Source organism: Solibacillus sp. GQ1, from assembly GCF_059758555.1.
Genome location: NZ_JCAXEX010000001.1, coordinates 1,204,609 through 1,229,958 on the forward strand (window position 1 = coordinate 1,204,609; position 25,350 = coordinate 1,229,958).

The following is a 25,350-nucleotide window of genomic DNA, read 5'->3' on the forward strand; positions in this document are numbered from 1 at the left end:
AAAAAAATATAATACATGAAATTCCCCATTCCTTCATCGGTAAAGATTTAGGAAATGGGGAATTTTTATTTTTATCATTTTTTGGAAATAATAGTGTGAAATATTATAGAAGAATCATATATTAGAAAATTCTGAAAATTTATTGTAATTATTGGAAAGTACCCCTATAATCAATTTTACAAAGTTAACTGGTACGGACGTTATGATGTGCGGACCAATGGGGGTGGGTACATTGAACTTTGAAAATCATATTCCGTTACATATTCAACTGAAGGATTTATTGAAAACTGAAATTGTTGAAGGGAAGTATGTGGAGAAAATTCCGAGCGAACGTGAATTAATGGAGCGCTTTTCCGTGAGCAGATCAACAGTGAGAGAGGCGGTAAAGCATTTAGTGCATGATGGGGTACTGAAAAAAATCCATGGAAAAGGAACGTTTATTACAAAAAATAAGACGGTACATGACTGGCTTAATTCTTTGAATAGTTTTACAGATACGGTCAGGCAAATGGGAATGGAGCCAGGAGCGAAACTGCTTTATGCGAAAAATATTGATAACTTCCCGGAAGCGAATGAAATATTAGGGCAATCCATATTATTTGGCATTTCCAGGGTACGAACAGCTGATGACCAGCCAATCTCCATCGAACGGCATTTTTATCCAACTCATTTAGGGAAACAAATAGCCGCACACAATCTGAATGAAGCGACAATCTATGACATTATCGAAAAAGAGTTGAATATTACAATGGTCGAAGCTGAACAGACGATTCGCTGTAGCCCAATTAGTGAAGAGGATGCGAAACTCCTCGATTTGAAGCCTTATACGAATGTTTTAAATATTGAACGGGTCATTTTGGGTGTACAAGGTGAAGTGATTGAATATTACAGTAGCCTGTTCCATCCAGAACTTTATATGTTAAAACTGAAAACTAAAAGGACAGCAGGAGGTGTAACTTCATGATCTATGAACTTTTTCTACCTAAAAAAATTGTTGCAGGTATCGATTCATTTCAACGATTATCAGCGGAAACGGCACAAAGAAAGATAAAGCGGCCATTCATCATTTACAGCAGAAGCGCAATAGCCAGTCAATTAAATATTTTAAAGCAGGAACTCCCTAATGCGCATTTTTATGAAATATCTAAAGGGGAGCCAACAACATTTGAACTGGAAAAGGCATTAGCCGAGCTCATAGTAAACAACTGTGATGGTGTCATTGCCATCGGTGGCGGGAGTGTTATTGACTTAGCGAAAGCGGTGGCTGTTTTTGCGGTGAATCCGAACTTGAGTTTAAATGATATTCCAAACCTGGCTGAATTGCACCGCTTGCCGTTTATCGCAGTTCCTACTACTGCGGGGACTGGTTCTGAAGCGACAAAAGTAACGGTAATTACAGACGAAAAGCTTCAAAAAAAGGTTAATCCTGCACACCCGAGTTTTATTCCGGATGTCGTTATTTTAGACGCAACGCTTACGGTAAATGTGCCACCACCCGTTACAAGTTTTACGGCGCTGGATGCATTAACACATGCTATCGAAGCTTTTGTTTCAACGAAGGCAAATACTATGAGTGACTTTTTTGCAAAAGAAGCGATCTCCTGTATTTCAAGAAATATTGAGACGGTTTTTTTACAACCGGACAACATGGAAGCGAGGCAGCAATTATTAATGGGTAGCTTTTATGCGGGAATTGCGTTTTCCAACTCTTCGACAAATTTGGCACATGCAACAGGTCGAGCACTCGGCGTAAAATTCCATATGCCACATGGAAAGTGTGTTGCACTAATGCACCCGTTTGTCATCCAATACTCACTGGAAAGCGCGTATGAACGTTACGAGGAAATAGCAAAAATCATCGGGTTGAACAGTACTCAATTTTTAAGCGGTTATTTGGATGAGCTGAACAGAAAACAGTACATTTGGAAGAGCGCACAACAGATTGCACCTTTATTGACAGATGAAGTGATCGAGCAACTTGCGGAGCAGACGTTATCCGGCAATGGGATTCTTACAAACAGGAAAGTACCGAATATTGAGGCTATTGAAGTAATTTTTAAGCAATTAAGAAAGCGTTTACAAATTGAAGGAGGAATTGTGGAATGGCAACAATGTCAGGTGGAGAAGTAGTAGCAAAAATGTTGGCAAAAGAAGGTGTGGATAACATCTTTGGAATTATTGACGGGACGTATTTCGGCTTTTATTCGAACTTGCAAAAAAATGGAATTGAGCTCATATCACCACGCCATGAAACAAGTGCGGCACATATGGCAGGTGCTTATGCGAGGGTGACAAATCGTTTAGGTGTATGTATGGCGAGTAATGGACCGGGTGTAGCTAATATTCTGCCGGGCTTAGTAGTAGAAGAAGCAGAAGGAAATCGCGTGTTGTGCATTACGAGTGCAAGACGGACAGGTATCATGTATCCAGACCGTGGCGGAACGTACCAGTGTTTTGACCAGACTTCAACAATTAAACAGTTTGCTAAATGGAGTGAAGCAGTACCTTCATTTGACCGTATCCCTGAAATGCTGCGGATGGCATTGCGCAAATGCTATGAAGGGCGTCCGGGCGTCGTTCATTTGGATATCCCGGAAAACATTATGAATACGAAAGTCAGTTGTGAACTGAATTTTTGGGAACCTTCGCAATACCGCATGCTCGAGCTGCCAAAAGCATCGAACTATCAGATTGAACGAACAGCCCAATTACTGAAGTCAGCTACATTCCCGATCATTCATGCAGGCAGCGGTGTCATTCATGCAGGCGCAAAAAAAGAACTGACTGAAGTTGCGGAAAAACTGCAGGCGATGGTTACGACGAGCTGGGCAGGGCGCGGTGCGATGAGCGAGGATAATCCGCTTATGATGCCAATGGTGCATATTGAAACAAATAATAATGTACGAAACGATGCGGATGTTGTATTAGTATTAGGGTCTCGTCTCGGTGAAACGGACTGGTGGGGGAAAGCACCTTACTGGAATGCACATCAAACGGTAATACAAGTAGATTTGGAACCTTCCATTCTTGGAGCAAATAAACCTGCTGAACTATTGATTCAGGCAGATATTAAAGCATTTTTACAAGAGCTGCTAGTTGTACTAAATCGAGATACTGAAACCGTAATTGATACAAATCGAAAACAGATGATTGAAAAACATATTGAATCGAAAAGGGCGCACCGGAAAAAATTGAATGAGCATACAACGGATAAAAATTCACCTTTAAATCCAGCACAAATCCCGCATATGGCCAACCAAATATTCCCTAAAAATACACCACTTGTCATTGACGGTGGCAATACAGCCATTTGGTCGAACTTCTATTATGAAGTGAATGATGAAATGCCGCTTTTATCGACATTTAAATTCGGTATGCTCGGTGCAGGTGTCGGTCAGGCACTCGGGGCGGCAGTTGCCAAGCCAGAACAGCCGGTTTTATGTATTATCGGTGACGGGGCAATGGGCTTCCATCCGCAGGAAATCGAAACAGCTGTGCGCAACAATCTGCATGTCGTCTATATCGTGCTTTGTGATAAACAATGGGGCATGGTGAAAATGAATCAGCATTTTGCGCTAAGACCGATTAAAACTATGTTGAAAAAAACTTTGGATCCACACGAAAGCATCAATGCCGATTTAGGTGAGATTCGATTTGACCTAGTAGCGAAAGCAATGGGAGCACATGGTGAATATGTAGAAACGTTTGACCAGCTGGAACAGGCCCTTCTAACTTCTATTTCAGTAGGAAAGTGTACAGTCATTCATACAGAGGTCGACCCGGTCAAGCATATGTGGGCGCCAGGGTTACGCTATTTCAAAGATATGCACGCCGAACCGAAAGGAAAATAATATATGGGAATCGATACTATTCAAATCAACTTTAATGAGACGGCCTTGTTAATAATGAACATCGTCATTGGATTTATCATGTTTGGCGTAGCGCTCGATCTGCAAGTTTCAGATTTTAAGAGATCGTTAAAAACTCCCAAACCGGCGTTAATCGGCCTTGCTTGTCAATTCTTCCTGTTGCCGGCGATTACATTTGTACTTGTCAGCATTATTCAGCCGATTCCTAGTATTGCGTTAGGCCTGTTTTTAGTCGCCGCTTGTCCAGGAGGAAATTTATCGAATTTTTTAACGCATTATGCAAAAGGCAATACACCACTGTCGATCAGCATGTCAGCTATTTCCACTGTTTTGGCAATTGTCATGACACCGCTGAACACGATGTTTTGGGCGTCTTTATATGGTCCAACAAAAGAGATGATGACATCGTTCAGTATTAGTGTTGTCGATATGTTCACGACAATTTTCTTTATGCTCGGTCTGCCGCTTATTATCGGGATGTATATTCGAAAAAAATTCCCGGAATTTGCAGCCCGCTTCAACCAGATAATGATGAAACTATCGATCGTCATTTTCGTGATGTTTGTTGTCATTATGGTAGCGAATAATTTTGATGCGTTTATTAATAATGTTGGAGCTGTTGTTTGGGTCGTGATCCTGCAAAATTTACTGGCGATTTGCATCGGCTATTTCTCTTCCCGTGCATTAAAAGTGAATGAGCGCGACAGAAGAGCAATCGCAATTGAGGTTGGTATTCAAAATTCGGGTCTCGGCCTCGTACTCATCTTTACCTTCTTTGGAGGTCTGGGAGGCATGGCGCTGGTTGCGGCAATGTGGGGAATCTGGCATATTATTTCCGGTTTAGCAATCGCAACTTTCTGGTCAAGGCGCGCTCCCGAAGCAATTGTCACAGTTCAACAGGAGGTCCAGGCATGAACGTTTTAATCACAGGGGCGGGCGGTTATTTAGGACAGCAGCTCGTCCTCTATTTACTGGAAACTACAAATCATTCAATAATAGCAGCTGATATTCGGAAAACGTCACCTTTTGAAGTACATCCTAATCTACAATATATCGAATTGGATGTCCGCTCAGATGAAGCACAGAAATATTTCGAACAATATAATGTTGACGTCGTTGTACATTTGGCTTCAATTGTTACACCTGGAAAGAAAAGCAACCGGGAATTTGAATATTCCGTCGATGTATTAGGAACAAAAAATATTCTGGAAGCATGTGTAAAGACGAATGTTAAACGGATTGTCGTTTCATCCAGTGGTGCGGCTTACGGCTATTATGAAAATAATGCAGAATGGATAGAAGAAACAGATCCAATCCGGGGCAATGAAGCATTTGCCTATTCCTATCATAAGCGGTTAGTAGAAGAAATGCTCGAGCAATACCGATCGCAATACCCGCAGCTCGAACAGACAATATTTAGGATCGGTACGATTTTAGGGAAGAATGTACGCAACCAAATTACAAATTTATTCGAACAGAACATGGTGCTCGGTGTTGCCAAATCAAAAAGCCCATTTGTATTTATTTGGGATCAGGATGTCATTTCCTGTTTTGCTAAGGCGATTGACAGTGAAGTGACAGGCATTTTTAATTTGGCAGGAGATGGTGCGGTCACAATAGATGATCTGGGTGTTTTGCTGAATAAAAAAGTAGTGAAAATACCGGCGCCGGTCATAAAGGGAAGTTTGTTTGTGTTAAAAAGGCTGAAGTTAAGTCAATATGGAGAGGAACAGGTTGATTTCCTGCGTTACCGTCCTGTTCTGAACAATAAGAGATTGAAGGAAGTTTTCCAGTTCATTCCACGAAAATCCTCGCTCGAAGTGTTTGAATACTACTGGCAGCATCGAATGAAAGAGTTGAAAAAGATTGGGTTTTATTAATAATTGTGGTTGTTCCGGAGAGTCAGATTTTTATTTGATTTTCCGGCTTTTTTATGTAGATGGCTATTTAAAGACGAAATTTCCCCCGCATTTTATATAGAAGCGGCACGTTTTGGCGAAGATAACGATAGAAGTTTCAATTATTTTAGAACTTATAAATTAAATTGATGAATAACATGGAATTTCTCCTTATTTAATGGAATCAGCGTTTGCCCCGGAACATTATTAATGTAGTAAAATAGTATCTATAAACAATCTGCTCAGTAAAGGAGGTGGGGAAATGGCGGCGAGAGTTATTTTCCATTTAGATATGAACAGTTTTTATGCATCTGTCGAACAGGCTCATGATCCGAGTTTAAAGGGGAAACCGATTGCTGTTGCGGGAAATGCTAAAGAACGGCGCGGCATTATCGTAACAAGCTCTTATGAGGCCCGTGCCAAAGGGATTTATACAACGATGACTGTTGGGGAAGCAAAGCGTAAATGTCCCGAACTGCTGTTGCTGCCCCCTGATTTCCCAAAATATCGGGCAGCAAGTGCGGCAATTTTCTCCATATTACGAAGCTATACGGATTTAGTAGAACCTGTATCGATTGATGAAGGCTATTTGGATGTAACGGAACGCTCCAAATCACAGCATCCGCTCCAATTTGCCGAGGAAATTCAGCAGCGAATTTTACATGAGCTCGATTTACCGTGCTCCATTGGTATTGCCCCTAACAAATTTCTCGCTAAAACCGCTTCAAACATGAAAAAACCGCTCGGAATTACGATTCTTAGAATTCGCGAACTGCCGGAGCTTTTATGGCCGCAGGAAGTCGTGACAATGCACGGGATAGGGGAGAAAACAGCGAAGAAGCTGAATGGGCTAAATATTTTTACAATCGGTGATTTGGCACAAGCGGATGAGCGACTGTTAATACGGAATTTAGGGAAAAACGGAGCTCGACTCATCAAACGTGCAAATGGCATTGATTCACGGCCGGTTGACCCGAACGCTATATTTGATACGAAAAGTGTCGGGAATTCGACGACCCTTCCAAGGGATGAGACCGAATATTATATTTTGAAGGAGACGTTTGAAAAGCTGAGTAAAAGTGTATCCGAACGTCTGAAAGTGAAATATTTGGCGGGGACAACGGTGACAATTCAAATACGCAATTTTGACTGGCAAAATGCTTCGCGCAGTAAAACATTGCGGAACGCCGTCAATCAGGCAGATGAAATATTTGAAATCGCGTGGAAGCTATTTACCGAACACTGGGATGAAACACCTGTTAGACTGATCGGCATTACCGTTTCCAACGTTGTCGATCAATCCGAATTAACCCAGCAGCTCAGTCTGTTTAATTTTGAACAGCATATTAAAGATGAGCCGATTTTGGAACTGGTCGAAACTATTGAAAAGAAGTTCGGAAAAGGAGCCATTAAACGCGGAGTCCGGGCGAAATCAAAAAGCTACGCCTCAAAAACAAGCTTCAGTAAGGACTTTCTGGAGGATCATACGAAGTGAACGCAAGCTGAGTTTAAGTGGAAACTTCTACACAGCTTGCAATGTTTAAATTCTCCGAAACTCGTACATAGTGTTATGAGAATAATTTTCATTTAGTTAGGTAACTACGAAAGACCCATGCTATAATAGGGTTGATATTATGCTTCAGGAGGACAATATGAGTATTCATCCGATCCGGTTTTTACGAATAATGGGCTTACTCGATGGGATTTCGCTCATTACGTTATTACTTATTTCCATGCCGCTTAAGTATTTCGCGGATTTACCGCAAGTTGTGACGGTAAACGGCAGCGTACACGGCGGTATTTTTATGGTTTATTTTCTTGCAATCGTCATCGTGCAACTGCGCATTCAATGGCATATCGGCTGGTCATTGTTAAGCGTGCTCGTCGCATTTATCCCGTTTGGCAATTTTTTGCTTGATAATAAACTGAAAAAAATGCAACCATCATTACATACAAAGCCATTTCCGAAACATTGGCTCGTTTACGCCATCATTTTCTTCTCGTTTTTCGATCTGTTCGTCCAGCTGCCGATCATGAGTACATATGCATTGTCGGTCGGCGCGACAACGTTTATCGCGGGGATTGTCGTTGGTCTATATTCATTTATGAACACATTCGGCAATATCTTTTCCGGTATTTTTACTGATAAAATTGGGGCATTTCGTGTATTAGTATTCGGTTTGTTGACGTCTGCGATCTCGCTATTATGTTACCAGCTTGTCGATAATGCGACGGCCCTTTTAATCGTCCGCTGTATTCACGGTTTCAGTAGCGGGTTTATTACTCCGGCAGCCTTTACATTGCTTGCGAATATGCGTGCATCGAACGAACAGGGAAGCGGAAGCGCGGTTACTGGTTCGTTTGTCGGCATTGCGGCGATTGTCGGTCCGGCTTCAAGTGGTATTTTAGCAAGCAAAATTTCAGTGCCGAATGTGCTTGGAATCGTTGCACTGTACGGCATTGTCTTATTGGTCGGCCTGTTCGTGTTTTTACGCAAATCACCGTTACCAAAACGGAATAAGCAGCAGGTAACCGAAAAGTTGAACTGGAACAGCGGTATTTTAAAGGCATATGGCGGCGCATTTTTCCTTATGTTTTCACAAGGTGTTCTCGCGTATTTATTGCCGATTTACGTACAGGATTTAGGGTATGGCTCGCGAGTATCCGGTACATTACTAAGTGTATTCGGAATCGTCGCTGTCCTGATCTTTATTTTACCGACGAACAAAATTTTTGATTATTTGAATCCGCAAGTGACATTGTTTGCAGGAGTGCTATTACTCGGACTTGCTCAATTCGGCATCGGCCTGACAACGGAAATGTCATGGCTGTATGCAATACTGGCACTATACGGAATCGGGTTTGCGTTTTTATTCCCTTCTATTAATGCCATATTAATTGAAGCAACGACAGAACAGACTCGCGGGAAAGCATACGGCTATTTTTATGCGTTTTTCTCTATCGGGGTAGTCGCAGGGTCTTCACTATTAGGTGCACTTGATTTAGTAGGAACATCCGGTTTTGTATTTACAGGAACATTATTGTTTAGTTTCTGTATCGTTGTGCTCTATTCATTTATGAAATCGGGTGCGGTATTCGTGAAAGTTCAGCATAAAGAAAAAATACATCATTTATAAATATCAGGTTTTCCGTTTTGAAAGAAATTTCTTTCTAATGCGCTTTAAACAATAGTCATGTATACTGGACTAGGTGATTTTTTAACGGGCGAATATGGAATCGAAAGGAATTATAATCATGGTACAATTACAATTAGAAGTTTTAGAACGATGCAGTAAAGAAACAGAAGATACAATTACAGTGGAAAGTAATGCATTTGCATCAACACCAATCCACTATTTAAAGGACAATCAAGGTGAATTTATTTATGTGGAATGTGCACAATTCAACGATATCCGAATCGATGCGGTAGCACTTGAATTTGATGATGCATTTAATCTGTATACGGCATTATTCGGCTTGAAACTGCAAAAGAAACATGGTGAAGTAATTCGTCAATATTTGAAAGACAATGTGAAATCTGCATTAGGAAGCAGCAGTGCAGCATTCTCCGGACAAGAAGGACTTTGGGAACTGAACATTGCGGTTGACTGCATAGAAGGCTTCCATGAGAAGATGCCGATTACAGAAGTTTGTGAAATGCTTTACCAATTTGTTGCGCAATTATTATCGACAGTCGAGAAATAAATGACGCAAAAATACTTATATAGTTTTACTTGGCAAAGAGATGAATATGAACTTTCACGTTTGGAAATGCGCACATTTTTTAACTTTCACGTGGAAGGAAATGTTTTAATTAGCCAAGAAAAAATAGAGCCGAGTCGTAGTCCGTATATGCGTTCAAGGCTAGCTGTTTTGCATGAAGCAAGTTCAATAGAGCAGCTGGTAGAAATGGCGGCACAGCTGGAGCTTGGACAAAAGACCTACAAAATTCACTGTTTGAACAATAGTAGTGATGCGATTAAGCCAAAACTTAACCGAGCGATTCGAAACGACTATATGATTCGCGTCAGCTCAGCAATCAATGCCGAACCGGAACTTGTAAAGCCGGATGTAGTATTGGGTCTTGTTATTCACGAGGAGCGCTATTATTTAGGTGAGCTTACATACGGTGAAGCGGTTTGGCTAAAGCATATGCAAAAGCCTGAAATGTACTCTACGGCACTAAGTACACGGGATGCCCGTGCGATTGTCAATATCGCGGTACCGTTTCCGGACGGATTAAAGGTAATCGATCCTTGCTGCGGTATCGGTACAGTGCTTGTGGAAGCGATGAGTATGGGCATTGCGATTGAAGGGCGCGACATCAATAAACGTGTTGTGTGGGGTTCCCAAATTAATCTTCGCCACTTCGGCTATGAACCGAATGTGGAGATCGGTCCAATTGAAGAGGCAAATGAAGGCTATGATGTGGCAATTATTGATATGCCGTACAATTTATTTACGCATATTACGGGTGAGCTCCAGCAAAGCATCATTACAAATGCCCGTCGGATCGCAAAACGGGTCATCATTGTGACAATCGAATCGATGGATGATAAGATCCACGAAGCCGGTTTAACAATTATCGATCGAGCCGTATTGAAAAAAGGAAAATTCGAGCGCCAAGTTTTAATATGTGAATAGAAGAAACGTTTCAATTCAGGGTGAACCTGGATTGGAACGTTTTTTGTTTGACACTGCATTTTTTACATGGTATATTTATCTCGAATTAAAGATAAATGAATTCGTGATAACAGGAAGGAGGGTACTTTATGAGTAAATATGACAAACAATTAAAAGCATTTACTGTTTTGCATCGGGCTCAAACTTCCGTTCAAGAAGCGACGAAAAAAGATATCCAGCAGCATGATCTGAATTTAACGGAGTTTGCTGTGATGGAATTGCTTTATCATAAAGGAGATCAGCCTATCCAAATTATCGGTAAAAAAGTATTGATCGCAAGCAGCAGCATAACATATGTCGTCGATAAACTGGAGAAGAAAAGTCTCGTTGCACGTGTTGCCTGTCCGACAGATCGCCGTGTTACGTTTGTTTCGTTAACTGATGAAGGAAAACAGATGATTGAATCGATTTTCCCTTCACATGAAGAAAAGATTGCATCGATTTTTGATGTGTTATCGGATGAAGAACTGCAAAACTTAACAGATTATTTAAAGCGCGTGGGACACTATGCGAACAAATTTTAGAGTGATTACAAGCATCGGGATCGGTGCATTTTTCTTAAACTAATATCTCGATATCGAGAAAAAATGGAGGCAATACAGATGAACCATATTAAAGGGATCCACCACGTAACAGCTATTACAAGCAGTGCAGAAAAAAACTATGAATTTTTCACATATGTATTAGGAATGCGACTAGTGAAAAAAACAGTCAACCAGGATGATATTCAAACATACCACCTGTTCTTCGCGGATGATAAAGGTTCTGCAGGAACAGATATGACATTCTTTGATTTCCCGGGTATCCCGAAAGGTCGTCACGGTACGGACGAAATTTACAAAACAGCTTTCCGTGTACCGAATGATGCTGCACTGGAATATTGGGTAAAACGTTTTGACCGCCTGAAAGTGCAGCATGAAGGCATTAAACCATTGTTCGGTAAGCAAACATTATCATTCGTCGATTTCGATGACCAGCAGTATATGCTCATTTCAGATGAAAACAATGAAGGGATCGCTTCAGGTACACCTTGGCAAAAAGGTCCGATTCCATTAGAGTTTGCGATTACAGGATTAGGTCCAATTCATGTGCGCGTTTCGAACTTTGATTATTTCAAGGAAGTACTTGAAAAGGTCTTAGTAATGCGTGAAACAGGTAAAGAAGATTCACTGCACTTATTTGAAGTAGGAGAAGGCGGCAACGGAGCATCTGTTATTGTCGAGCACAATACGGTGTTACAGCCAGGCCGTCAAGGTTTCGGTACAGTTCACCATGCAGCATTCCGTATAGAAGATACAGCCGTATTACGTGAATGGATCGGGCGTCTTGAAAGCTTCGGGTTCGGAACTTCAGGCTATGTGGACCGTTTCTTCTTTGAATCGCTATATGCACGTGTAGCACCGGGAATTTTATTTGAATGGGCAACAGATGGACCTGGATTCATGGGCGATGAGCCATATGAAACAGTAGGGGAAATACTATCATTGCCGCCATTCCTTGAAAGCAAACGCGACTATATTGAAAGTGTTGTGCGTCCGATTGATACAGTACGCTCTACAAAAACAATCGAAAAAGAATACGAATAATTCGACTATCAAAACGAGAATGGAGAATGCCCGATGAACTATATTTTTAATAAAGGTAAAGAAGACAAGCCGGTATTTTTACTGTTGCACGGTACAGGCGGAGATGAGAACAGCCTGCTTGCACTGGCAGAAATTATTGATCCGGAAGCATCGGTTTTAAGTGTACGCGGCAATATTTTAGAACACGGGATGCCACGGTTTTTCCGACGTTTAGCTGAAGGTGTTTTTGATATGGAAGATTTGGCTTTCCGTACGAAGGAACTGTATGAATTTATCGGCGAGAAAGCAAGTGAATACGGCTTTGACCGACAAAACATCATTGCAATCGGTTATTCAAACGGTGCCAATATCGCAGCAAACTTGTTATTCGAATATGAAAATGCATTAAAAGGTGCGGTTCTGCATCATCCAATGGTACCGAATCATGAAGCAACTGTTGCGAAACAAGACGGCACACAAGTATTTATCGCAGCAGGGGTGAATGACCCGATTTGCCCGCAGGAAGAAGCGATTGATCTGGAGCGTTACTTAACGGATGCAGGAGCGAACGTGACATTGGAATGGGAATCGAACGGTCACCAGCTGACGATGAATGAAGTACAAAAAGCGAAGGCTTGGTATGATCGCACGTTTTAATTAAAGGTTGTTCATGCATAAAAGACCCTTTCCGGTTTCAGGAAAGGGTCTCTTCTCGTTAAGTGTTTTTCTTTCTACATTTTTTATTATCCGCAAAGACAGCAATTAAGGTTCCGGATAACACCGTCATCCATAAAATAAGGCTTATTTTTTCAACTCCAATCGTTTTCTTCATTACTATATGTTTAATGATAGGGAAGGATTAGTTGAGTAGTTAGTTTGGCCCGTGACGCAGGTTTTTAATAGGGATTAAGGAAAGTTAAACTTAATTTCTTGCTAATCAAGTGTAGAAGTGGGAAATTATTATCATTCCACATGGTCATTTCTTTTGCCGCCTCATTTTTTCTTTGCATAAACTTATTTGCGACCTATAATAAATACAACGTTAGTAAAAAGCTTCTACATGAGGCAAACTAAACTCGTGTTAGGAGGAAATGACATGCAAATCCAATTTTTAGGTACCGGTGCAGGGATGCCGTCAAAAGAACGCAATACGAGTTCGATCGCATTCAAACTGCTGGAAGAACGGGGCTCAATTTGGCTGTTTGACTGCGGGGAAGCGACACAGCACCAAATTTTGCATACAACGATTAAACCGCGCAAAATCGATAAAATCTTTATTACACATTTACACGGCGACCATATTTTCGGGCTGCCCGGCTTTTTAAGTTCCCGTTCCTTTTTAGGCGGAGAGGACATACTTACAATTTACGGGCCGGCGGGATTACAACAATGGATTGAACAAACATTACAATTATCTAAAACCCATTTAACATATCCGATTGAATTTGTCGAAGTAAAAGATGGCATCGTATTTGAAGATGAGAAGTTTACGGTACGTGCACTGTCGCTTCAGCATGTTGTCCCATGTTTCGGCTACCGGATTGAACAAAAGCCGATGCAGGGCGAGCTGCTGATCGACAAGGCTTTAGCATTAGGTGTGCCAAAAGGTCCGTTATTAGGCCAATTAAAAGCAGGTCATTCTGTAAAATTGGAAGATGGAACAGTTGTGGAAAGCAGCGATGTGACGTCACCACCACAGCAAGGGTTCACAGTAGTCATTTTGGGGGACACAAAGTATTGCGAAAACAGTATCCGATTAGCACAAAATGCGGATGTTGTCGTACACGAAGCAACCTTTGACCATTCCACAATAGAACTGGCGGGCAAGTACGGACATGCGACAAATACAGAAGCGGCAAAAATCGCGAAAGAAGCACAAGCGAGACATTTGCTGTTGAATCATATAAGCGCCCGTTTTTTAAAGCATGATCTGATTCCGTTTTTGGAAGAAGCAAAAGCGATCTTCGAAAACAGCTATTTAGCAAATGATTTCAGCCAATACGAGTGGCGGAAAAACGAATTGCTGGAAATCGAATAGATGAATTTAATCGAGGTGTATAGTAAATGGGGTGATATTTACTATATGCCTCTTTACTTTTTTAAGAGAATTTTGCCCAAATTACAGAAAGTTTCCGCTATAATGGAGAAAAGGGGGATGAATGATGCAGCAACCGACAATTTCACCGAAAGTATTACGATTGCTAGTTATTTTTCCAAATGTCATGAGCTATATTCTGTTATTTGGGGTCGTTGTGTACATAAGAACAAACTTGGAAATGCTGAAGGCGACAGACGGCTTAACGACATGGCTGATCATTGCCGCAGTATTAGGGCCAATTTCGCTCTATACGACATTCAGTATTGTGAAGCGGATTAAGAATGGATTATTGTAAAGGTTCCGGTTCGCGTAAGGGGAAAAATATTAATTGATCACATGCCAAAACACTCAGTATTTTTTGAACTGAGTGTTTTTTATTATCTACTCTCTAATTAATCGAAGCAACTGCAACCCATCAGATGGATTTCCACTATATCCCGACATCCAGCGAGGATAGGTAATGGGTATGATCGTGATGAAAAATTGAAACAAGTTTAAGATTGCGGTTGCCCTTAAGATTGAATGCATATCCCCGGTAGAAATAGTGATTGTGAAAAAGAAACAAATTACGGAAATTAATAATGACATTGCCGGTCCACCTACTAAACTACAAATGCATTGTTGTTTATTCAATTTACTTCCCCAGTAACAGTATCCGATATATGACCAATTGATATGAAAATGAAGTCTTCCCAACCGGAAATTTTCCGTATTCTTTTCATCTGGTTTCCCTAAATAAATTTTGGCTTGAGCTTTTGAAGAAACGATCACTCCAAGTCCATGTCCAATTTCATGCAATAAGGTCGTCATTGGCCATACGATTAAATAAAAAATTAGAAATACTAACAAATCATTTTCTCCTCACATAGCACACTCTTATCTCTTAATTAGATATTTAGAGGATTTCTCCTTCCTAAAGATTAAAAAGTAATACACCAGCTCTTATTCAAGCACTTTGATGAGTCATTCACTTACCTATTAAATATTTACTTTCTACAGCAGGGATTTCTCCAACGATGGGTGATGCCAAGAAAATTTTAGATGTTAACCTGACAGGAACAATTAATGTATTAAATGCATTTCATCCGCTGGCAACTGAAGGTACTTCAGCGGTAATTATTTCATCAATGAGTGGTTATATGGTACCGCCACAAGGCCCGCACATGGATGTGATTCGCAATCCATTTGGTGAAAATACAGTCGAAACGCTAGAGCAGTTCTCACAAGGTAACCCCGGCGCAGCCTATACATTTTCAAAATTAGCTGTGCAAATAATTGCTGAAGACCAGGCTTGGCATTGGGGTGAAAAAGGTGCACGTATTAATTCGCTTTCTCCAGGGACGATTAATACAGCAATGGGTCGCCAAGAGGCACAACAGTCAGCGCAAATGGCACAATTACTTGCGGTTACACCGTTAAAAAGAGAAGGGGAAGCACGTGAAATCGCAACGGCAGTTGAGTTTTTATTAAGCGATGCAGCTTCTTACATTACAGGTATCGATTTACGTGTAGATGGCGGAACAGTGCCAAACCTGCGTAAAGTCCAAGCCGCACAGCAATAATAAATGGGAATTGTTAAAGAAGAAGGGCTTAGGTGCAAATACCTTAAGCTCTTTTTTTATTCTATATACATAGTAGTCTTTAATTGCTCACCCATCTTTAAACGGAAATATGCTAATATTGGCCTAACCTTGTATAAAGGAGGATATTTTTGAATAAGTTTGGCAGAGGGATTGTAGCATTATTAGGAATTTTGCTTACTATAATTTCAAGTATTATATCAGGTGTGAATTTCTTTGATTTGAGTGGTGGTAAAGGCTTAAATACAGAAAAGATAGAAAAGAATATAGAAAAATTAAAAGGCTATTCCTGGTTTACTGAAGTATTTAAAATTGAGGAGCATCAGCGTTCATTTTATGTAAGCTTAAAAATTAGAAAGTACTTACAAAGCTCAATGCGTGTAAATAGATTAATTCGTAGTGAAAAAGAGCAAGTAAAGTTTATTTTAATGTTAGAAGAAGTGGCCCGATTACGTAATAAATGATTATTTAAATTTACCTTGTGAACCGGTTGTTAAAGAATAAATTTATACGGAGGAAAGGCACATGAAAAAAATAATTCTCTTTAATCTAATATTTTGTATAGTAGTTGTTATTGTTGCATTCAATTATTTTAATATTAAATCTCGAAGCGCGGTTGTATTCAATTATGTGGGAGACTACATGGAAACTAACTATGGGGTTGATCGGGAAAATATCATTTTAGTAGAAAATAATTACCGAAGAGGAATGGGGTTGTTTGAAATAGAAGTTAAAGATGTAGTTACGGAAACCTATTACTTTTATGAAGTCGACATTAGGGATGACTATTCATTATATTATATTAGAGATCTTTCAGAGCTACATCGTAAAAATAAGGCTGATCAAGAAGGGTGAGAGGTGGGAAATGATGAAACAAATTTATGCTTTTGAAAGTATTCCGGATTATGAAAAGTATAAAGACGAAATCGATTTATTGAATAAAAAATTAAAGACGTATAAAGAATTGTTAATTAACCAATTTGAGCTCATAGAGTTACCCAAATCAATCGTTTGGACAAGTAGTAAGAATGCTACTAACGTATTTTCACAAGTCCCTGTACCTGCCTATACCAATCGGGAAACAATTTATATGTCGCCAAGTGTTAGCGAATGGAAGGCATTTTACCTTTCCCAATTGGATGGTGAGGAACTGGAGCATAATGATGAAATTCAGTACATAAAAAATTATTTCCAATCACTGACAATCGATGATGTTTTTTGTATATTAGCACATGAGCTTACACATCATATTGAACTCTTTCCTGATGAATTTGAAGAAGAGCGCCATAATAGTATTTGGTTTGAAGAAGGAATGTGTGAATATCTCTCTCAAAGAATGACATTATCGGAACAGCGATATAATGAATTAAGGAAAAATGAAAACTTATTGATTAAACTATTTAAGCCAAAGTATGGCGGCTTTTCATTAAATGATTTTGGAGCAGGTAGCTATAATCAAACATCGTTAGCTTCAATTATGCTGAATTATTGGAGAAGCTCCGCTGCAGTTCATTATTTAGTAGAATGCTGCTACGAAGGCGACGTTATGAAGGTCTTTAGCAAATATGAAGAATGGCATGAAAATGGGAGACAGCAACCACTAACTGAATATTTTGGTGTGGAGAAATTTTAAATCCAACAAAGGGGTGGAATTCATAATGAAGAATTCCGCCTTTTTAGCTTAACTAATTTATATAGTGATATGTAAGGTGTGTCCGTTTCATCAAATAAGTAATCTGTTTGTGCTAATATAATCAATAAGTCTTTGCAATAGGAGGTCCCCATGGATTTAATAGCGCAACATCCTTATTTTAAAGTAGAAAGAACTGTGACAGGTACTGAACAGTTTGAAGTAGAACATGACCGAATTATTTACTTATACCACGATAAAGTCGTTACTCAGCATCGAGAATTTCCGACTAAGATTGTGATGGATTTTTCTTACCGGGAAATTGCAAAACAAGGGGGGATTCTCTATTTACATACGCTGCAAGGTGTATATGCGTATACTGTGAAATCCTCACCTGAAGCATTCATCAGTGCATATAGAGCTTACTTCAAGTGAAAGTAGTATTTAAATAATTGGTTTTTTATGGTAGTATTCTGAGTGAGTCTTGAATGAACACAAAAAGTTTAGTCGCATAACAAGGAGGAGAAATTTGTTATATTTCACACTATTAATAGGCTTGTTTCTAGTCATAATGACAACGAAGCTTACTCAAAAATTTAAATTATCAAGCATTTGGTTGATAGTAGGTCAAATTGGCGCATCATTACTCATTATATTGTTTGGCGATCTTGAGGTTACTTATATTAATCAAATTGAATTAGGATTCTTGGCAATTCCATTTTCTTTATTATTTCTAGTAGGGTTAACTAATGTAATGAATATAGAAAAAGAGCAACAGCCCATAATCTTGCTGCTCCCATGTATTTCTTTACTTTGTCTTTCCATAGTGGCTCTATTGATGGATTATACATTTGTTTCTATTTCCGGACTATTTGCTGTGTTAACTATTATGTTATGTGCTTCTATTTCAGGGAAAAAAAATTTAGGGAGAACCTTTACGACATCTATAGGTTTTGTAATAGCAGTGCTGTCACTATTTTTATTTGAAATTTCATTTATTACAATCTACATTCCAATTTTTACTTTAGCATTACCGTTAGCAATTTATCTTTTCTTACAAAATAAAATAACTAGTGCACAATCAATGATTATTAGCGCTTCAGTAGCAGTATTGTTCGGGTTACTAATGTTTGTCATTCCATTTAATGTAGTATGGTACATGGTCGTTGGGGCAACTGTTATTTTGGCCATTTCACAATTATCCAGTAAGTATCGATTTATTTAGTGAAATCCAATTTTCTTTTAATAAACTATTAGTAGGTGATGACAATGGGATATATTATGGAGTTACGAAAGAAGATTGGTACGGATCCCATAATTATGGTGGGAGCTTGCGTTTTAATATTGAATGAGAAAGCACAACTGCTTCTCCAACAGAGAAAAGATAATAAAAGCTGGGGACTTCCTGGTGGGGCAATGGAATTAGGTGAAAGCTTGGAAGAGGTAGCAGTAAGGGAAATGGAAGAAGAAACCGGATTAATCCCAACACGGTTAGAGTTATTAAAAACATTTTCAGGTAAAGAATTTTATTACAAATATCCTCATGGTGATGAGGTTTATAACGTCGTTACTGCATTTATCTGTAAAAACTATGAAGGTTCAATTAAATACGATGAATCAGAAGCCATTGATATAGGATTTTTTGATTTATCAGATTTACCTCTACGTATAAGTCCACCAGATTATTTAGTAATTATGGATTTCTTAAAAACACAACATTCAATTTAAACGGTAAGCAAAAATGCTCAGAAAATCTGAGCATTTTTTGCTTAATTCACGATTAATATTTTAGAGATAGGCGGTACTTGATTCTCTCGACCATTTCGTGTTCTTCATCGTGCATCGTATCATATGCAGATTGCGGATTGTACGAAACAATATCTCTAAAATCTTTAATAATGAAACGAATTGCCTGGAGAACTTGATATAAATCAGCAACCTCTTCTTTGGTAAGTGATGCTCCATAAACATAATCGATTAAATATGTACGTACATTTGATACTCTATATTGCAATTCTGCATGGACTGAAGCATTACTGCCTATAAATAAGAGATTACTTGTTATAGTACGGAAATCCTCGGATACCTTTGAAATCATACTATTGTTTTCATCAGTTATCGGCTGATTGAAATTATAATTCAGGAGCTGCTCAGACACATTTTCTAATAAAGAGATGTCGTTTATATAATGTTCACCGATTTGTACCTCAAGGATACTTACTTTTTCCTCTAATTGATTTACTTCTATTTTTGTAGGGAGTTTAAACCAAACAACTGTACATAAAGCTATTACTACTACAAGTCCAATTACATACTTTAACCATTTCACTCTATCACACTCCAATTTTAATACATTAACTACTACTTGTTAAACCTATTTAGTCTGCAATTCCTTGTAAACAACCAATATCCTTGTTTAATAAATAGTATGTTATTATATTGCTATATTAACATAAATAACCAGTATTTTCTGTTCGGCTTATAGGGAATCGAAGTTGTGTCGGAAGGCGATGGGATTTATGTTAAAATCTAGTGAGTTATTTTTAAGGTTTTCAATAATAAAATAAATATTTAGGAGGTAGAGAATGAAAAATATACTTGGTTTAATAATAGGAACTTTTGCAGGTTGGCTAATATGGGGATATTTTACGGGTGAATTTTCAGGGGAAAGGTTTTTCATGTTTTTAATGGGAATCATTATGGGGTACATTATCGGTAGAATTAAACCAAAGGGAAAAAAGTTTGATTTAGAAACTTGATGGTTGCTTATCATTTTATGAGAAAAATATATTCATGAATGCTTTATTTAAATAAGCATTTTAATTAAATGGGCGTAATTCTGAAACAAGAATTAGCGTCCTTTTCTCTTTTAAGAGCCATATTATGTAGGAGAAATGTTATGAAGTGCATGAATTTAAAAGAGGATAAAGTAGCGGATTACAAAAACCCTATTGACTATGTATATTTCATATCTAACAATAACCTTTATGCAGAAGCTGATTCGTCAGACTAGAAGGTGGAATAAAACGTGAGAAGAACGGAAAGAAGACAGCAAGAAAAATTAACCTGGAATATATGGAGTAAGGTTAAAGATAAAAAAATAATGGTGAAGGTTATAGCAGTGGGTTCAGTATTTTTATTATGCTGTTTCCTCATATTTAATATTTTTATTTGGGCAAGCGATGTCAGTAAACTAGAAGACCCCACTCCGCAGCCAACGATTATTTATGATCAAAATGGAGATATAGCCAGCAAGGTAACGGGTTCTAAAATAGATGGGGTCAGTATAGGACAGATTCCGGAACATCTTATTCATGCTGTAATTGCAACGGAAGACCAGAAGTTTTACAAGCATGGTGGAATTAATATGATAGGGATTGTTCGGGCATTGACTCAAAACATGATGAGTGGAGAAATAGTGGCTGGAGGCAGTACGATTACACAGCAGTTAGCTAAAAATGTCTTTCTAACACAAGAACGTACATATACGAGAAAGTTAAAAGAACTCATATTGACGAAGAAAATTGAACGAACATACGATAAAGACGAAATAATGGAACGGTACTTAAACCAGATTTACTTTGGTGAAGGCGCATGGGGCATACAGCGTGCTTCCGAAACGTACTTCGGCAAAGATGTTAGTGAATTAACATTAGGTGAGTCGGCTATGCTTGCGGGGTTGATTAAAGCGCCGTCAGTTTTGTCACCATTAAAAAATATGAATAAATCAGTTCAACGGAGAGACCTTGTTCTAGCATTAATGGAAAAGGAAGGTTACATTACTCAAAACGATGCAAAAAAAGCAAAAGAACAACCTATCGAATTAGAGGGCAAAAAGATGGATGATTATAAGGGGAAATATCCTTATTATGTAGACCATATTATTGACGAAGCGATCGAACAATACGGGCTTACAGAAAATGAGGTACTTTCGGGTGGACTTCATATTTATACAGAACTTAATCCTGCAATACAAAATGCAGTTGAACAGGTATATAAAGATAATGAAATGTTTCCTGAAGGGCAATCGGACCAGTTAATCCAAAGTGGAGCAATCTTCATCAATCCCTCAACCGGAGGAATCACTGCACTAATTGGAGGTAGAGGGGAACATACTTTTAGAGGATTTAATCGAGCTACTCAATTAAAACGTCAGCCTGCGTCAACTATGAAACCATTGGCGGCGTATACTCCTGCTTTGGAGCAAGGATACGAAATCTATGATAAGTTACAAGATTCACCTATTAATATTGACGGGTATCAACCAATGAACTATGACAAACGATTCCATGGTGAAGTAACGATGTATGAAGCATTGGTGAATTCATACAACATCCCACCGGTATGGTTATTAAATAAAATGGGATTGAAATACGGTATAAATGCTGTTGAGCGTTTTGGTATTAAATTAAAAGAAGAGGATCATAATTTAGGGTTAGCACTTGGTGGTTTAAGGGAGGGTGTATCGCCTTTACAAATGGCTCAGGCATATTCCACATTTCCTAATGATGGTGTAATGGTAGCAGCACACTCTATACAAAAAATTGAAGATGCAGATGGCGAGGTCATTGCTAAGTGGCATCATAATGAGACGAGTGTTACGAAGCCCCTAGTCGCTCAAGAAATAACATATATGCTTAAGGGCGTTGTTGAAGAAGGTTCAGCAAAGAACGCTCAAGTGGAAGGATGGGAAGTAGCAGGTAAAACGGGCACGACCGAGCTTCCTTTTGCGAATTCAGGGGGCGCGAAGGATCATTGGTTTGTTGGATATACGCCAGAAATTGTTGGGGCAGTTTGGATGGGATATGATCAAACAGATGAAAATCATTATTTGATGGGAACTGGCGGATCTACTGTCACAAAGATTTTCAAAGCAGCTTTGGCTGAATCTATGACGGAATTTAACCAAAAAGAATTTAACTTACCTCTACTGGGCAAACAGCTAAAAGAGCAGGCGAAGATAGAGGAAGAGCAGAGGAAGAAAGAGAAAGAGATAAAGAAAAAAGAGAAGAAGGGGAAGGATAAAGAGAAGAAGGAGAAAGAAAAAGAGAAGAAAGAGAAGGATAAGGAGAAGAAAGAGAAAGAAAAAGAGAAGAAAGACAAGGAAAAGGAGAACAAAAAGGAGGAAAAAGAGTAATTTGAAATGATCGAGGTTTATTATGAGGGACATCCTACTTTTCTAGATATAATCTGTTTGCCGACTTTTGTAGCCATTTTTTCTAAGCAATTATTCATTTAGCCGAAGAGAGGGGTTCCATACCATCTTTATTAAAAAAGTTTAAGTTTTAAAATTTTTTAATCTAAAGTGAAAAAGCCCGTGAAAAAATCTCACAGGCTTTGCTAATAAATTTATCAAGACTTAGGTTTTCTACTTATCAAAATTCGCACCATTATCACGCTTAAATGCTTGGTCTTTAGTAGGGGGGAATTCCTTTGCAATCTCTTCTAGGCTCTTCTGTTTTGATTTCATCGGAGCAAACGCATTGGACATTCGATTTGTTTGATTATTGGCAGGGAGGAATTCTTTCGCAATTTCTTCCTGGCTTTTCGGTTGTGATTTCATTGAAGCAAATGCATTGGACATTCGGTTAGCTTGATCAGCAGGAAGGAACTCTTTTGCAATTTCTTCGATTTTGGATTTAGCATCGGTTGAAAGGATGGGTGAAAATTCTTTCGCGATCTCGTAAAGAGTACCTAGCTTCGATTGATCATTACTTGCCTGCTTGTTTTCTTTATTGTTCTTATTTGACAATGTTATCATCTCCTCATTCCTTAATATGAGAGATAGTGAATGGAATTATATCAAGAAATGATTGACAAAATTTTTAGTGATATTCTTGTTTTTTAGATAGGTGAAAGTCATGAAAAGAATAAAAATAAAATTGATTATCGGGCGCGATTCTATCAAAAGAATCAGCGCTCTATCGTTATGACGCTTGTATGTAGCTTAGTTGTTTTTCTTTTATTCCGAATCAATTTTTAATGTATTCCAAATAGAACCCCAATTTTTACTTTGTACTCGATTTGAATAAATAGGATGTAATTTGGAGTCTGGATTAAATGGAGGAGTAGGTCTAACTAGTCCTTCAAATAAATCATTTAAGCCATAAGGAGCTAAGATTTCTATCTGATTGTTATTTAAACGAACGGCTACTGCAGTTGGAGTTTCAGGGAAATGAGCAACACTTTCAAATGATGATGAATAGGGAGAAAGTCTGTTTTTAACATGCATTCTGGCTTGATTTTTTACGGACCAGGGCAGATGAGGCATACTCTTTTGCAACTCGGATTCTAACGCTTTTTCAGACTCTATTGAACTATTCAACTCGTTAAAATATATAACATCAATATCATTTATTTCAGTTTGTACATTATGTAAGTAATCCCAAATTTTATTTCGAATAACACCCGCTGCGACCCAGCAATCATTTAATTGTAATTCTTGCACGGTTTTTAAAATCGACATCATAAGTTGATCTGATTTTATAATGTTCGTTAACTCTAATTCGTAATCCAAATGTAATCATCTCCTTTTTTACTGCTATTATATCCTTTGTAACTAGCTATTCCTTATAAAAGATTATACAAACTTAATGCTTACAATGTTTTGCCTTAGAGAAGCACTGGAAGTCAGATTGATTTCATTATGGGAAATTCTTAACAAGTTTTCAGTTTAACTGGTAAAGTATGTATATGGAGGGGAGTTTAATGGGGAATTTTTTAGTTGTACTAATGATCTTTTTAATCGTTATTGCAAATGTTATTGGGTTTATAATCTTCAAAAAGGAGAAAAGCCTGTACTCTGCTGCATTAATAATATTACTGCTGGCAGGTGTATTTGGGGGACTAGGAATTGCGTTATCATTATTTATTAATGATGCCTTTGCCATATTCTACGGGCTGAATCTTGCCGGCTATTTACTAATTAATAGTCTGATTGTATTCCTTATTGCCATTTTAGTAACTATAATTAAGAAATTTTACAGTATTTTCTAAAATCGAATTATAAAGGCAATCCTCATCAGATGAAGATTGCCTCAAATTGGTTATTTATAGAGAAGACTTCACTCTCTTATGCAACAGTATCATCGGTAGTATGTTTATTTCCTTTATAGATAAAATATAGGGAGATAAACATAAAGAATAAGGCAAAGGTTCGTTTAACATCTAATTCTATGACTAAACTATTGAACCACCCGAAATGATCAATAATCACTCCGATTACTAGTTGACCAGCTATACCAGCAATACTGGTTGCAATCACTCCAATTCGTGGTACTGCCATAACTGTCAACAGTAAATACATAGTACCTAAAAACGCTGCACTTAATTGCCATTTTGGCGCCTCTAAAATTCCTAGCAGATTCCCGTTACCAAAAAATAAAATAAATATGGTCAAAAACATTGTCCCAGTGAGAAAGGTTAAAAATGTTGTTTCAATTGTTCCGGCTTTTTGACTAAATGTACCATTGATAGATGATTGTGCGCTTAATGTGATACCGCCAATCAATGTGAATAGAATCATAAATAATCCCATGGAAATGCCTCCTAATTTATTAATATAAGTGCAATGATCATTGAAATAACTGCATATATTTTTTCTTTATTAATCTTATTTTTCTTACTACCTAACCACCCGAAATGCTCGATCGTCATACTCATCACCAATTGCCCGATGATGACAGCAACCATTGTTATGCCTACTCCGACGAACGGAACACTTACAACGATGGAAGTTAAATAAACAACACCTAAGAGCCCTCCAAGCAATGCCCATTTAGGTGCCTCCAATGTATAGGAAATCCTGCCTTTTCCAAAAAAGAGCCACAAAAGCCCCATGATGATTGAGCCCATAAAGAAGTTATAAAAGCTTGTTTCTATTTGTCCGATTGTTTTTCCTAGTTCAGCGTAAATTGCGCCTTCAAAGCTAAGTGCTGCTCCAGCTAAAAAAGCAAATAGATAAAATATAAAGCGCATAGATGAAATCCTCTTTTCGGTATAATTGTATATCTAGAAATATCGATATA

General features: G+C 38.4%; 30 protein-coding genes. 24 read left to right on the forward strand and 6 right to left on the reverse strand.

Annotated elements, in window-relative coordinates; genetic code table 11:
- Positions 1-223 precede the first annotated feature (223 nt).
- From AC6CH1_RS05890 to AC6CH1_RS05955, 14 genes are all read left to right on the forward strand, one after another.
- Positions 224-964 (forward strand): GntR family transcriptional regulator, encoded by a 741-nt coding sequence (locus tag AC6CH1_RS05890; protein WP_498317743.1) that lies wholly within the window; start codon positions 224-226, stop codon positions 962-964.
- Positions 961-2,130, forward strand: coding sequence for an iron-containing alcohol dehydrogenase (locus tag AC6CH1_RS05895; RefSeq protein WP_498316596.1), 1,170 nt, complete (start codon positions 961-963; stop codon positions 2,128-2,130). Before AC6CH1_RS05890 ends, AC6CH1_RS05895 begins: the two co-directional genes overlap by 4 nt.
- Positions 2,103-3,851, forward strand: coding sequence for a thiamine pyrophosphate-binding protein (locus AC6CH1_RS05900; RefSeq protein WP_498316597.1), 1,749 nt, complete (start codon positions 2,103-2,105; stop codon positions 3,849-3,851). The genes AC6CH1_RS05895 and AC6CH1_RS05900 overlap by 28 nt, the downstream gene beginning before the upstream one ends.
- 3 nt (positions 3,852-3,854) lie before the next feature.
- The gene (locus tag AC6CH1_RS05905; protein WP_498316598.1) at positions 3,855-4,784 is read left to right on the forward strand and encodes a bile acid:sodium symporter family protein; all 930 of its coding nucleotides are present in this window, start codon (positions 3,855-3,857) and stop codon (positions 4,782-4,784) included.
- Entirely contained in the window at positions 4,781-5,749 is a 969-nt protein-coding gene (locus AC6CH1_RS05910; RefSeq protein WP_498316599.1) for an SDR family oxidoreductase, read from the forward strand. The genes AC6CH1_RS05905 and AC6CH1_RS05910 overlap by 4 nt, the downstream gene beginning before the upstream one ends.
- A gap of 280 nt (positions 5,750-6,029) precedes the next feature.
- Positions 6,030-7,262 (forward strand): DNA polymerase IV, encoded by a 1,233-nt coding sequence (locus AC6CH1_RS05915; protein WP_498316600.1) that lies wholly within the window; start codon positions 6,030-6,032, stop codon positions 7,260-7,262.
- 157 nt (positions 7,263-7,419) lie between these two features.
- Positions 7,420-8,904 (forward strand): MFS transporter, encoded by a 1,485-nt coding sequence (locus AC6CH1_RS05920; protein WP_498316601.1) that lies wholly within the window; start codon positions 7,420-7,422, stop codon positions 8,902-8,904.
- Positions 8,905-9,022: 118 nt separating this feature from the next.
- Positions 9,023-9,472 carry a protoporphyrinogen oxidase gene (locus tag AC6CH1_RS05925; protein WP_498316602.1) on the forward strand — a complete coding sequence of 150 codons (450 nt, stop codon included), beginning with the start codon at positions 9,023-9,025 and terminating at the stop codon, positions 9,470-9,472.
- On the forward strand, positions 9,473-10,411 hold the full coding sequence (locus AC6CH1_RS05930; RefSeq protein WP_498316603.1) for a TRM11 family SAM-dependent methyltransferase: 939 nt from the start codon (positions 9,473-9,475) through the stop codon (positions 10,409-10,411). It abuts the gene before it with no gap.
- Positions 10,412-10,539: 128 nt separating this feature from the next.
- The gene (locus tag AC6CH1_RS05935) at positions 10,540-10,974 is read left to right on the forward strand and encodes a MarR family winged helix-turn-helix transcriptional regulator (protein WP_498316604.1); all 435 of its coding nucleotides are present in this window, start codon (positions 10,540-10,542) and stop codon (positions 10,972-10,974) included.
- Positions 10,975-11,052: 78 nt separating this feature from the next.
- A complete protein-coding gene (locus tag AC6CH1_RS05940) occupies positions 11,053-12,036 on the forward strand; it encodes a ring-cleaving dioxygenase (RefSeq protein WP_498316605.1) in 984 nt (327 codons plus the stop codon).
- A gap of 33 nt (positions 12,037-12,069) precedes the next feature.
- Positions 12,070-12,672 (forward strand): alpha/beta hydrolase, encoded by a 603-nt coding sequence (locus AC6CH1_RS05945; protein WP_498316606.1) that lies wholly within the window; start codon positions 12,070-12,072, stop codon positions 12,670-12,672.
- A 439-nt stretch (positions 12,673-13,111) separates the two neighbouring features.
- The gene (rnz, locus tag AC6CH1_RS05950; protein ID WP_498316607.1) at positions 13,112-14,053 is read left to right on the forward strand and encodes a ribonuclease Z; all 942 of its coding nucleotides are present in this window, start codon (positions 13,112-13,114) and stop codon (positions 14,051-14,053) included.
- Between the two features lie 124 nt (positions 14,054-14,177).
- Complete coding sequence (locus AC6CH1_RS05955; RefSeq protein WP_251688276.1) at positions 14,178-14,408, forward strand: acyl-phosphate glycerol 3-phosphate acyltransferase; 231 nt, start codon at positions 14,178-14,180, stop codon at positions 14,406-14,408.
- Positions 14,409-14,494: 86 nt separating this feature from the next.
- On the opposite strand, the gene AC6CH1_RS05960 is transcribed toward AC6CH1_RS05955, so the two are convergent.
- The gene (locus AC6CH1_RS05960) at positions 14,495-14,962 is read right to left on the reverse strand and encodes a hypothetical protein (protein WP_498316608.1); all 468 of its coding nucleotides are present in this window, start codon (positions 14,960-14,962) and stop codon (positions 14,495-14,497) included.
- A 167-nt stretch (positions 14,963-15,129) separates the two neighbouring features.
- Here AC6CH1_RS05960 and AC6CH1_RS05965 point away from each other — a divergent pair, with 167 nt between their 5' ends.
- The 7 genes from AC6CH1_RS05965 (at position 15,130) to AC6CH1_RS05995 (ending at position 19,051) form a co-directional block, all read left to right on the forward strand.
- Positions 15,130-15,675: an SDR family oxidoreductase gene (locus tag AC6CH1_RS05965; protein ID WP_498316609.1), complete on the forward strand. Its 546-nt coding sequence runs from the start codon at positions 15,130-15,132 to the stop codon at positions 15,673-15,675.
- A gap of 149 nt (positions 15,676-15,824) precedes the next feature.
- A complete protein-coding gene (locus tag AC6CH1_RS05970; protein WP_498316610.1) occupies positions 15,825-16,157 on the forward strand; it encodes a nitrite reductase in 333 nt (110 codons plus the stop codon).
- Between the two features lie 61 nt (positions 16,158-16,218).
- Positions 16,219-16,548 carry a histidine kinase gene (locus AC6CH1_RS05975; protein ID WP_251688272.1) on the forward strand — a complete coding sequence of 110 codons (330 nt, stop codon included), beginning with the start codon at positions 16,219-16,221 and terminating at the stop codon, positions 16,546-16,548.
- A gap of 13 nt (positions 16,549-16,561) precedes the next feature.
- Complete coding sequence (locus tag AC6CH1_RS05980) at positions 16,562-17,326, forward strand: hypothetical protein (RefSeq protein ID WP_498316611.1); 765 nt, start codon at positions 16,562-16,564, stop codon at positions 17,324-17,326.
- Between the two features lie 150 nt (positions 17,327-17,476).
- Entirely contained in the window at positions 17,477-17,758 is a 282-nt protein-coding gene (locus AC6CH1_RS05985) for a hypothetical protein (RefSeq protein WP_014824066.1), read from the forward strand.
- Between the two features lie 94 nt (positions 17,759-17,852).
- Positions 17,853-18,548, forward strand: coding sequence for an MraY family glycosyltransferase (locus AC6CH1_RS05990; RefSeq protein ID WP_498316612.1), 696 nt, complete (start codon positions 17,853-17,855; stop codon positions 18,546-18,548).
- Positions 18,549-18,592: 44 nt separating this feature from the next.
- The gene (locus tag AC6CH1_RS05995; protein ID WP_498316613.1) at positions 18,593-19,051 is read left to right on the forward strand and encodes an NUDIX hydrolase; all 459 of its coding nucleotides are present in this window, start codon (positions 18,593-18,595) and stop codon (positions 19,049-19,051) included.
- 52 nt (positions 19,052-19,103) lie between these two features.
- Here the strand turns inward: AC6CH1_RS05995 and AC6CH1_RS06000 are convergent, their stop codons facing one another.
- Positions 19,104-19,652 (reverse strand): hypothetical protein, encoded by a 549-nt coding sequence (locus tag AC6CH1_RS06000; RefSeq protein ID WP_498316614.1) that lies wholly within the window; start codon positions 19,650-19,652, stop codon positions 19,104-19,106.
- A gap of 256 nt (positions 19,653-19,908) precedes the next feature.
- On the opposite strand from AC6CH1_RS06000, the gene AC6CH1_RS06005 reads away from it, so the two are divergent.
- Together AC6CH1_RS06005 and AC6CH1_RS06010 are read left to right on the forward strand one after the other, a co-directional pair.
- Positions 19,909-20,082, forward strand: a complete 174-nt coding sequence (locus AC6CH1_RS06005) for a tRNA U-34 5-methylaminomethyl-2-thiouridine biosynthesis protein (protein ID WP_498316615.1) — start codon at positions 19,909-19,911, stop codon at positions 20,080-20,082.
- Positions 20,083-20,351: 269 nt separating this feature from the next.
- On the forward strand, positions 20,352-22,460 hold the full coding sequence (locus AC6CH1_RS06010) for a transglycosylase domain-containing protein (protein WP_498316616.1): 2,109 nt from the start codon (positions 20,352-20,354) through the stop codon (positions 22,458-22,460).
- Between the two features lie 231 nt (positions 22,461-22,691).
- On the opposite strand, the gene AC6CH1_RS06015 is transcribed toward AC6CH1_RS06010, so the two are convergent.
- Both AC6CH1_RS06015 and AC6CH1_RS06020 read right to left on the reverse strand, forming a co-directional pair.
- Positions 22,692-23,084 (reverse strand): cohesin, encoded by a 393-nt coding sequence (locus AC6CH1_RS06015; RefSeq protein ID WP_498316617.1) that lies wholly within the window; start codon positions 23,082-23,084, stop codon positions 22,692-22,694.
- A 201-nt stretch (positions 23,085-23,285) separates the two neighbouring features.
- The gene (locus tag AC6CH1_RS06020; RefSeq protein WP_498316618.1) at positions 23,286-23,840 is read right to left on the reverse strand and encodes a nucleotidyltransferase family protein; all 555 of its coding nucleotides are present in this window, start codon (positions 23,838-23,840) and stop codon (positions 23,286-23,288) included.
- A gap of 191 nt (positions 23,841-24,031) precedes the next feature.
- On the opposite strand from AC6CH1_RS06020, the gene AC6CH1_RS06025 reads away from it, so the two are divergent.
- A complete protein-coding gene (locus AC6CH1_RS06025) occupies positions 24,032-24,319 on the forward strand; it encodes a hypothetical protein (RefSeq protein WP_014824058.1) in 288 nt (95 codons plus the stop codon).
- A 76-nt stretch (positions 24,320-24,395) separates the two neighbouring features.
- Here the strand turns inward: AC6CH1_RS06025 and AC6CH1_RS06030 are convergent, their stop codons facing one another.
- Together AC6CH1_RS06030 and AC6CH1_RS06035 are read right to left on the reverse strand one after the other, a co-directional pair.
- Entirely contained in the window at positions 24,396-24,860 is a 465-nt protein-coding gene (locus AC6CH1_RS06030; protein ID WP_251688256.1) for a DMT family transporter, read from the reverse strand.
- A gap of 11 nt (positions 24,861-24,871) precedes the next feature.
- Positions 24,872-25,300 carry a DMT family transporter gene (locus AC6CH1_RS06035; protein WP_251688254.1) on the reverse strand — a complete coding sequence of 143 codons (429 nt, stop codon included), beginning with the start codon at positions 25,298-25,300 and terminating at the stop codon, positions 24,872-24,874.
- Between the last annotated feature and the right edge of the window lie 50 nt (positions 25,301-25,350).